At 48.4% G+C, this 2,152-nt stretch carries 2 tRNA genes and 1 rRNA gene; all 3 read left to right on the top strand.

What is annotated here, in order from left to right:
* Positions 1-44: 44 nt before the first annotated feature.
* The 3 genes from L652_RS01000000123960 to L652_RS0115730 all read left to right on the top strand — a co-directional run bounded on the left by L652_RS01000000123960 (position 45) and on the right by L652_RS0115730 (position 1,859).
* Positions 45-1,580 (top strand): 16S ribosomal RNA (locus L652_RS01000000123960).
* Positions 1,581-1,656: 76 nt separating this feature from the next.
* Positions 1,657-1,733, top strand: a tRNA-Ile gene (locus L652_RS0115735).
* A gap of 50 nt (positions 1,734-1,783) precedes the next feature.
* Positions 1,784-1,859, top strand: a tRNA-Ala gene (locus L652_RS0115730).
* Positions 1,860-2,152 lie beyond the last annotated feature (293 nt).

The following is a 2,152-nucleotide window of genomic DNA, read 5'->3' as shown; positions in this document are numbered from 1 at the left end:
AAAAATTCAGAATTCATTGAGCTGTCGAAAGACATAAAACTTTTTAATTGAAGAGTTTGATCATGGCTCAGATTGAACGCTGGCGGCAGGCCTAACACATGCAAGTCGAGCGGTAACAGAAAGTAGCTTGCTACTTTGCTGACGAGCGGCGGACGGGTGAGTAATGCTTGGGAACATGCCTTGAGGTGGGGGACAACAGTTGGAAACGACTGCTAATACCGCATAATGTCTACGGACCAAAGGGGGCTTCGGCTCTCGCCTTTAGATTGGCCCAAGTGGGATTAGCTAGTTGGTGAGGTAATGGCTCACCAAGGCGACGATCCCTAGCTGGTTTGAGAGGATGATCAGCCACACTGGGACTGAGACACGGCCCAGACTCCTACGGGAGGCAGCAGTGGGGAATATTGCACAATGGGCGCAAGCCTGATGCAGCCATGCCGCGTGTGTGAAGAAGGCCTTCGGGTTGTAAAGCACTTTCAGTCAGGAGGAAAGGTTAGTAGTTAATACCTGCTAGCTGTGACGTTACTGACAGAAGAAGCACCGGCTAACTCCGTGCCAGCAGCCGCGGTAATACGGAGGGTGCGAGCGTTAATCGGAATTACTGGGCGTAAAGCGTACGCAGGCGGTTTGTTAAGCGAGATGTGAAAGCCCCGGGCTCAACCTGGGAACTGCATTTCGAACTGGCAAACTAGAGTGTGATAGAGGGTGGTAGAATTTCAGGTGTAGCGGTGAAATGCGTAGAGATCTGAAGGAATACCGATGGCGAAGGCAGCCACCTGGGTCAACACTGACGCTCATGTACGAAAGCGTGGGGAGCAAACGGGATTAGATACCCCGGTAGTCCACGCCGTAAACGATGTCTACTAGAAGCTCGGAACCTCGGTTCTGTTTTTCAAAGCTAACGCATTAAGTAGACCGCCTGGGGAGTACGGCCGCAAGGTTAAAACTCAAATGAATTGACGGGGGCCCGCACAAGCGGTGGAGCATGTGGTTTAATTCGATGCAACGCGAAGAACCTTACCTACACTTGACATACAGAGAACTTACCAGAGATGGTTTGGTGCCTTCGGGAACTCTGATACAGGTGCTGCATGGCTGTCGTCAGCTCGTGTTGTGAGATGTTGGGTTAAGTCCCGCAACGAGCGCAACCCCTATCCTTAGTTGCTAGCAGGTAATGCTGAGAACTCTAAGGAGACTGCCGGTGATAAACCGGAGGAAGGTGGGGACGACGTCAAGTCATCATGGCCCTTACGTGTAGGGCTACACACGTGCTACAATGGCGCATACAGAGTGCTGCGAACTCGCGAGAGTAAGCGAATCACTTAAAGTGCGTCGTAGTCCGGATTGGAGTCTGCAACTCGACTCCATGAAGTCGGAATCGCTAGTAATCGCGTATCAGAATGACGCGGTGAATACGTTCCCGGGCCTTGTACACACCGCCCGTCACACCATGGGAGTGGGTTGCTCCAGAAGTAGATAGTCTAACCCTCGGGAGGACGTTTACCACGGAGTGATTCATGACTGGGGTGAAGTCGTAACAAGGTAGCCCTAGGGGAACCTGGGGCTGGATCACCTCCTTATACGATTTAGAACTTATTTGTTCGTAGTGTCCACACAGATGATTGTTATTGTAAAGAGAACAACACTTATTGTTTTGGGTCTGTAGCTCAGCTGGTTAGAGCGCACCCCTGATAAGGGTGAGGTCGGTAGTTCAAATCTACTCAGACCCACCACTTCTTGTCTAATCAAGAAGATGGTTAAAACAGTAAGTACCAGCATATGTGGGGCTATAGCTCAGCTGGGAGAGCGCCTGCCTTGCACGCAGGAGGTCAGCAGTTCGATCCTGCTTAGCTCCACCACTTTTACTTCTTAAAAATAAATATTCTTTATCGGGCCATTAACCGCCTGAGAATAGAGTGTGTTTAATTTTGAGAGGTTTTTGTATCTCTTGCTCTTTAAAAATTTGGAAAAGCTGATAATAAAATTCTGATGAATAACATTGTTATTTATCAAGAGTTTTCAAAAGTAAAAAAAGAATGGTAGCAGTACCATTCAGTGCCATTTGATTGACGTTTTACGTTGATTGATTGGTATCTACTTTAGTATTCAATATTAACTTCTGGCGAAGTTAAACTGTCACAAAACAAAGACC

The sequence above is a fragment of the Pseudoalteromonas sp. TB25 genome, assembly GCF_000497995.1.
In the GTDB taxonomy this organism is placed as follows: domain Bacteria; phylum Pseudomonadota; class Gammaproteobacteria; order Enterobacterales; family Alteromonadaceae; genus Pseudoalteromonas; species Pseudoalteromonas distincta.
The sequence above is the reverse complement of the archived record's forward strand: the minus strand, read 5'-3'. Positions and strand labels throughout refer to the sequence as shown.